This window comes from Actinacidiphila sp. bgisy167 (assembly GCF_057707665.1).
Map to the genome: position 1 here is coordinate 21633 of NZ_JBYIQP010000085.1, position 7009 is coordinate 28641.

The 7009-nt window shown below is 74.1% G+C and carries 5 protein-coding genes; 1 reads left to right on the top strand and 4 read right to left on the bottom strand.

Features of this window, described 5'->3' with window-relative positions; all coding sequences use genetic code 11:
- Window positions 1-406: 406 nt before the first annotated feature.
- Genes AC3ET4_RS25640 through AC3ET4_RS25650 form a run of 3 tightly spaced genes read right to left on the bottom strand, consistent with a single transcriptional unit; the run spans window position 407 to window position 4733 of the window.
- The gene (locus tag AC3ET4_RS25640) at window positions 407-1687 is read right to left on the bottom strand and encodes an MATE family efflux transporter (RefSeq protein ID WP_431953367.1); all 1281 of its coding nucleotides are present in this window, start codon (window positions 1685-1687) and stop codon (window positions 407-409) included.
- A complete protein-coding gene (locus AC3ET4_RS25645) occupies window positions 1684-3423 on the bottom strand; it encodes a lipopolysaccharide biosynthesis protein (protein WP_431953369.1) in 1740 nt (579 codons plus the stop codon). Before AC3ET4_RS25645 ends, AC3ET4_RS25640 begins: the two co-directional genes overlap by 4 nt.
- 23 nt (window positions 3424-3446) lie before the next feature.
- Window positions 3447-4733, bottom strand: coding sequence for a glycosyltransferase family 4 protein (locus AC3ET4_RS25650; RefSeq protein ID WP_431953371.1), 1287 nt, complete (start codon window positions 4731-4733; stop codon window positions 3447-3449).
- Window positions 4734-4868: 135 nt separating this feature from the next.
- Between AC3ET4_RS25650 and AC3ET4_RS25655 the strand changes: the two genes are divergently transcribed.
- Window positions 4869-5315, top strand: coding sequence for an FAD synthase family protein (locus AC3ET4_RS25655; RefSeq protein ID WP_431953373.1), 447 nt, complete (start codon window positions 4869-4871; stop codon window positions 5313-5315).
- Between the two features lie 19 nt (window positions 5316-5334).
- On the opposite strand, the gene AC3ET4_RS25660 is transcribed toward AC3ET4_RS25655, so the two are convergent.
- Entirely contained in the window at window positions 5335-6876 is a 1542-nt protein-coding gene (locus AC3ET4_RS25660) for a hypothetical protein (protein WP_431953375.1), read from the bottom strand.
- Window positions 6877-7009 lie beyond the last annotated feature (133 nt).

Below are 7009 nucleotides of genomic sequence, written 5' to 3' on the forward strand. Positions count from 1 at the left end.
AACGGCCGACTCCCGCTCCCGCCCCGCTCTTCCCGCACTCCGGCGTCCGAACGGCCGTGGCCGTGGCCGGGGCGTAGGGCTGCGGCTCGGGCCTCGGTCTGCGGCGCGGGCGGGCCGGTGGGTGGACGGCGGGTCGCGTCTGGCTCCCTTCGGTCGCACTGCCGGCGGGCTACGGGCGGGAGGGCAGGGGCGGTCTCGTGGGGCGCGGGCTGCGGGCGGTCGGGTGGCGGGGGTCCAGGCTCCGGAGCGGGTCGCCTTCCGCGGTGGCATGGGGTCTCGTCGCCGTCCGCGGGGGCGAACGGCCGCTGCCACGCCTCCTCCCGGTGGTGGGCGAGCCCCCCCCCGCGACCGGCGTCTGCGGGTGCGCGGGGGGCCTACGGGAGATGCGGGAGATCGGGACGAAGGGCTACGCGCCCGTGGGGGCGGGTTCGGCGTGGCCTTCGGGGTGGCCCGCCCGGGCGGCTTCACGGCGGACGACGGCGATGCGGGCCCAGAGGACCAGCGCCTTGAGGGCCGAGCCGAGGGCGAGGCCCCAGGCGGCGCCGAGGACGCCGCCGAGGGCGTAGCCGCCGATCATGAAGGCGACCGAGGCCAGGGAGAAGACCACCTGGATGGGCAGGGTGGCCTTCGGCCGCAGGACGCGCAGGGTGAGCAGGGCGCTGGTGCCGGCGGCGATCGCGGCGTACTGCGTGCCCGTGGCGGGAAGCAGGCGGGACGCCGCCGACCAGGTCTCGCCGAGCAGTTCGCGGCCGGCGCGGTCCGGCAGCGCGATGAGGAGGGCCGTCCAGGCCGCGGCGACGCCCGCGAGGACGGCGGCGAGGAGGGCGGTCGTCCGGACCTGGCCGCGCATCCCCGGGACGCGGTTCAGCAGCGGGGGACCGAAGGCGGTGGCGGAGTTGAAGAGCACGTTCATCGGGCCGAAGAGCGTCGTCGTACCGCGCAAAGCGCCCACCGCGAGCGGGCTGGCGAACACGCCGAGGCCGACCACCGCGAGCTGGCTGGAGGCGTTGCCCACGCCGTACTCGACGACGAAGCGCCGCCCGAGGTGCCCACGGCGCACGAAGCGCCGCAGGTCCGCCTTGGCGCCGCGCAGCCGGGGGGCCAGCAGTGCGGCACCGAGCAGCAGCGCGGGCGCCGCCGACAGGCCCCACACAGCGACCAGCCTGGCCGGGCCCGTGCCCTGCGGTTGCAGGGCGAGCGCGGGAAGCGCCACCGCCAGCCGCAAGGTGTCGCCGACGAGGGCGAGATGGGGCAGCCGCAGCGTCGAGAAGCAGTAGCGCAGCCCGTCCTGGGTGAGCACCAGAGGCAGCACCATGCCGAGCACCGCCAGCGCCCACGCCGTCTCGCCGGGGACGAAGGCGAGCACCGCCGCCATGGCTGCCCCGGCCGCCGCGGACGCCGCCGCGACGAAGAAGGCCGCCGAGCGGCAGGCGGTGGCCACCGACTCCGGCTCTCCCCGCTCCAGCACCAGGGCCTGGCCGACGTAGGAGACGCTCACGCCCAGCAGCACGGAGAAGACGGTGTAGACCATCGAGAAGACCGAGAACCCCGCGGCGCTGGACAGCCGGGCGGCGACGACGAGCACCAGGATGTTCGTGAGCGCCGCCACGCCCTGGTCGAGCACGGAGCAGGCGATCGCGGTCTTCGCGCCCGGCGCCCGGCCCACCTTCACCGGGCGCCGCGTCACCGGGTCACCGTGCGCAGGGGGATGGTGTCGGTGGTCGGCGCCGGGGTGTCGCCGGCGGTGGGCGCGGACGCCCTGGCCGTCGGGGTCGCCGCGACCGCGGCGCCGCCCTCCGCGGTGGACGCGGCCCCGGCGGCCGGGGCGGCCGGGGCGGCCTCGGAGCGTGACGCGGCGGCGTTCCGCTTGAGGGCCGCCCGGCGGGCCCGCCGGGCCCACCAGCCTCGGCGGGGCGAGGAGTGCAGGACGGCGCCCAGCACGGTGCTGCCCGCGCCGGTGATCAGCTGGCGCACCCGGTCGAGGTCGGTGCGGTGCACCGCGTGCGGGTCGGCGACGACCAGGACGCCGCCGATGCGGTCGGCCAGGGCCAGCGCGTCGGCGTACGTCAGGACCGCCGGGGCCAGCACGATCACCGCGGCGCCCGGTGTGTCCGCCTCGGCGAACAGCCGGCTCGCCGCCGACGAGGTGAGCGCCCGCGCCACGTTGCGCACCCGGCGCCCCGGCACGAGGTCGAAGGAGCCGGACTCGCCCGCGTCGATGGGCACCTGCAGACCGGCCGGCCAGCCGCCCTCGCTCAGGTGCGGGGAACGGGCCCAGCCGGGGCGGGAGCCGTCGGCCGAGCGCAGCCGCGCCGACAGCCCGGGCGTGCGCAGGTCGGCCTCGACCAGCAGCACGTCCATGCCCATCTCGGCGAAGGACGCCGACAGGTTGACGGCGACCGAGGCGGCTGTGTCCGCGGTGCCGCGGGGTGCGACCACGAGCAGCCGGCGGTGCTCCGCGAACCGCTGGTCGTACGCGAGCCGGAAGGCCACCGAGCGGTACTCCTCGGCCAGCCGGGGGTCGGCGTTGTCGACGGCGAGCAGCGGCCCGCCCCTGCCGCGCGGCAGCGTGCCCAGCACGGGCGCGCGCAGCGCCCGCACCACGTCGCCCTCGGAGCGCGCGGTCGGGTCGAAGACCAGCCGCACCCAGGCGGCCAGCAGGCCGATGGCGACGCCGACGAGCGCGCCGAGGCCGAGCATCATGGGCAGCCCGGGGCCGGAGGCCCCCGCCGGCGGGGAGGCGACCCGGATCCACCTGCCGGGCGTGGTGTCGAGGGTCTGCAACCGGGTGATGTTGGTACTGAGTTCGGAGATGCGGCCGACGAGGGTGGCCTGCACCGTGGTGGCCGCGTCCAGGGTGGGTCCCTCGCCCAGCCTGGCGATCTGGTCGTCGAGTTCCTTGCGCTGCTTGACCACCGGGTCGAGCTGCTTGCGCAGGTTGTGGACGGTGTTCTTGATGGTGGTCTCGGTGGTCTCCTGGCGCGCGTCCATGAACGCCCGGGTGAGCGCGTTGGCGCGGCGGGCCGCCTCGTCCGGGTCGCTGTAGGTGTACGCGAAGCGCAGGACCAGGGTGTTGGGCGGGTTGGTGACCTGGAGGTCGGCCTGGAGCGAGGAGACGGAACGCTGCGGCAGGCGCAGCGCCTTGGCGGCGCGCTTGGCGATCTCGTTGCTCATCGCCGTCTGCCGCTCGGTGCCGATGTTGATCGCCTTGTCGGGCGCCGTGCCGCCGGCCGCGAACTCGTCGACGGTGGCCGCCCGCAGCACCACCTCGCTGGTCGCCACATAGGTGTCCTTGCCGGAGACGGCCAGGTATCCGCCGCCGAGCAGACCGATCAGCACGCCGGCCACCAGCAGCGCGCGGTAGCGGACGAGCTGGCGGAACTGGTCGCGCAGCAGGTCCGGTTCGTCGTGGGCCTCGGACATCTGCGATGCGTGCGGTTGATCACTCACGTGCGTGGAACCCCCCCTACGTCCGACCCCTCAGGATCGACAGCTTCTGCGGCCGTGTCCAGTGCCTCCGTGAGGAGCGCACTGATCCGTGACAATCCGGCCTCGCGGCTCAGGTGCGCCGCCACATAGGCGGGCCCCCGGGCACCGAGCGCGGTGGCGGCCTCCTGGTCCTGCGCCAGGGCGCGCACGGCTTTCAGGAAGGCGCCCGGGTCCTCCGGCTCCACCAGCAGCCCGGCCTCGGAGCGCAGCACCTCCTGCGCGGTGCCGCCCTCCGCGGCGACAGAGGCGACCACGGGCCGCCCGGCGGCGAAGTACGACGTGAGCTTGGACGGGATGCTCATGTCCAGCACCGAGGCGCGCTGGGTGACGGCCAGGACGTCGGCGGCGGCCAGCACGTCGGGGAAGTCGGCGTCCTCGGCGGGCGGGGCGAACTCCAGGTTCGGCACCTGCGCCGCGAGCTCGCGCAGGTGCTCGCGCTGGTTGCCGTCGCCCATCAGCACGATCCGCACCGAGGGGTCGAGACGGGCGGCCTCGACCAGCACCTCCAGGCCCTGTTTGAGGCCCATGTTGCCGGAGTGCAGCACGACCGTCTGCTCCTCGCCCCAGCCGAGGCGGGCCCTGGTCTCCTCGCGCGGCCGTGAAGGCCTCGCCACATGCGACCAGTTGGGCACCAGCCGGATGCGCCCGCGGTCCACGCCCATGGCGGCGACCCGGTCCACGAAGCTCTCGTGGATCACCCCGACCAGCGTGGCCCGCTTGAGCGCGTACGCCTCCACGGCCGCGGCGGCCGCGGCCGCCCGGTCGCCGCCGCGGATGCCGCTCTGTGCGGCGGCGGCGCCCATCAGATCCTGCACGATCGGCACGTACGGCACCTTGTGCCGGGCGGCGATGCGCGCGCCGACGACCCCACCGGCCAGACTCGGCATCTGGGCCACCACCGCGTCCGGCCGCACGCGAGGCGGTGCGACCAGCCCGTGCGCGAGGATCGACGCCTCGAACAGGGCGCGTCTGAGGGCTGTCTGACGCGGCGGCACGGTGTGGCGCCGGCGGTGCACCAGCACCCCGGCGCGCCGCTCCTCGGTCCGCCAGACGCCCCGGTACGCGGGGTCGAGCCGCCACGACGGGTAGTGCGGCATGCCGGCGAGCACATGGACCTCGGCGCCGCCGCCGTCCGCCGCCGCCCAGTGCTCGGCGATCTGCGTGGCGTACGGGCCGATACCCGCGTGTTCGGGCGCGTAGTTGGTGGAGACGAGCAGCAGAGTGCGGCCCTCGAACTCGGGCACGGAAGGACCCCTTCCCCCCAGAAGTGACCAGGTGCTCACCTTATCCGTTCACCGGAGAAACACACCGGCTTCACGCTAGTGTCTGAGACTCCGCAGCTCGCGGAACGGTTGTATTCCTGTGGGGGGATTCGCGACATGGCGCACCGTGTGGGATACGCACCTGGTGTCTACGACCTGTTCCACGTCGGCCATCTGAACATCCTGCGGCACGCCCGAAGCCAGTGCGACTACCTGGTCGCCGGGGTGGTCTCGGACGAGATGGCCGCCCTGGCCAAGGGGCGCAAGCCGGTCGTCCCGCTCGTCGAACGGCTGGAGATCGTCCGCAGCGTGCGCTTCGTCGACGCGGCGTTCGTCGAGACCGTCCCGAACAAGCTGGAGACCTGGGAGCAGGTCCGGTTCGACGTCATCTTCAAGGGCGACGACTGGCGCGGCACCGAGAAGGGGGACCGGCTCGAGCGCGACTTCGCCACGGTCGGGGTCGAGGTCGTCTACTTCCCGTACACGGTGCACACCTCCAGCACGCAGCTGCGGCGCGCGCTGGACGCCCTGACGACCCCGGCGGCGGGCGCGGCCGGGCTGTAGGCCCGTGCGGTGCCGCGGCTCAGCGCAGGTGCTTGCGTTCGTCGGAGCGCAGGGTGGTGACCAGGGCGAAGCAGATCAGGGCGACCCCGATGCGGCCCGATGCCTGCAGCAGCGGGCCGCGCAGGAGGATGAAGGAGTAGCCCGCGACGAGCGGGATGACGATCGCCATGACGTTGCCGGGACGCGGGTCCACCGAGGTGCGCAGGGCGTAGCGGCGGTCGCCCCGGGCGGCGAGGTAGCCGAGCGCGACGAAGCCCGCGACGACGCCGCCGGCGCCGAAGTCGATCCAGACCTCGGCCCACATGGGGGAGGAGAGGTTGACGTTCTTCATCCCCATCCACTGGCCGATCATGACGCCGGTGTCGCGGGGCTTGCCCTGCCAGACCGACCGCGGCACGAAGAAGAACGCCGAGCCCGCGAGCTGCCGTCCGTAGAAGTGGCCCGGGCCGGTCTCCGAGAAGGTGATGGTGTTGGCGAACATGCCGATCTGGTCGTAGTCCTTGATCGCCAGCGGCTCGAACACCGACGTGGTCTGCACGGGCTTGTAGCCGTCGTCGTCGTAGCGGAAGCGGTCGGCGAACGGGAAGACGACCAGCGCGGCCAGCACGCCCAGCGCCAGGGCCGTCCGGTACATCGCCGGGCTCCTGGGGAAGGCCGTGAAGAGGAATGAGAACAGGACCGTCAGGAACCAGTAACGGGGGTTGCTGATCGGGTTGTTGACCACGCCGTTGAGCAGCAGCAGCGCGCCCCAGGTGGCGATCACCAGAGGCCGGCGGCGGGCCCGCCGCGAGGTCACCAGCCAGCGGGTGAAGACCAGCAGCGCCAGCAGCGCGGGGACGGTGCCGAAGCCGCGCAGGAAGGCGGAGCCGACGTTGGACTCCGCCGAGGCCGCGCCGTCGGCCCGGATCGTGTCGGTGATGGCCTGGCGGCTGCTGAAGAACACGGCGGGGCCGCCGAGTTTGACCACCAGCAGGGCGCTGCCGACGAAGGCGACGGCTGCCAGCAGATACACCCGCCTGCGGTGGAAGGAGGCGGAGCGGTCCTTGCGGCGGGCCCGGCGGATCGGCCTGTGCCGCGACAGCAGGGCGCCGACGTCGAAGGCCGCACAGCCGATCAGCACCAGCGCGACCGCGACCAGCAGATCCGAGCGGGTGCCGATGACCGGCGTCGGCGTCTGGCCGAGGACGTCCTGCGCGAGCGGCGCGACGCCCATCGCCACGTACACGAAGAGCCAGAACGAGCCCTGTATCAGCTTGCGGTGGGCTGTCAGCGCCATCACCGCGAGCCGGATGCCGGAGTAGCAGGTGAGCACCATCTGCAGCCAGAAGACGCCGTCGCGGGCCCCCGGGCCCGGCTGCGCCGCGACCACCGCGGGCAGGAACAGGCCGAGACCCAGGATCAGCGGTACGGCCAGCGCCCGGGAGAGCAGCGCCCGCGGCGAGACCGCCGGGACCTCGACGACGCCCGCTCCCGGACCGGCGGGGCCGCCCGGGCCCTGCGTCCCGCCGGGCTCGCGCGCAGGGCCGCCCCGCGGCTGGAATCCGTGTGCCTCAACGGCCATGCGTCAGCCCCCCAACGATTCCCCGCGCGCAGTCTATAGATCCTGCCTCCCCGCGAGGGTGTCCGCGGATAATCTGTGCGGACGGTGCCGGGGAGGGCGCCGGGGGTGGGGGTACTGGGGGGTGTGTCCATGA

What these genes read in the sequence shown, in the direction of transcription:
- AC3ET4_RS25645 (WP_431953369.1), bottom strand. Translation starts at nt 3,423, where the DNA reads ATGTCCGAGGCCCACGACGAACCGGACCTGCTGCGCGACCAGTTCCGC.
- AC3ET4_RS25655 (WP_431953373.1), top strand. Translation starts at nt 4,869, where the DNA reads ATGGCGCACCGTGTGGGATACGCACCTGGTGTCTACGACCTGTTCCAC.
- AC3ET4_RS25660 (WP_431953375.1), bottom strand. Translation starts at nt 6,876, where the DNA reads ATGGCCGTTGAGGCACACGGATTCCAGCCGCGGGGCGGCCCTGCGCGC.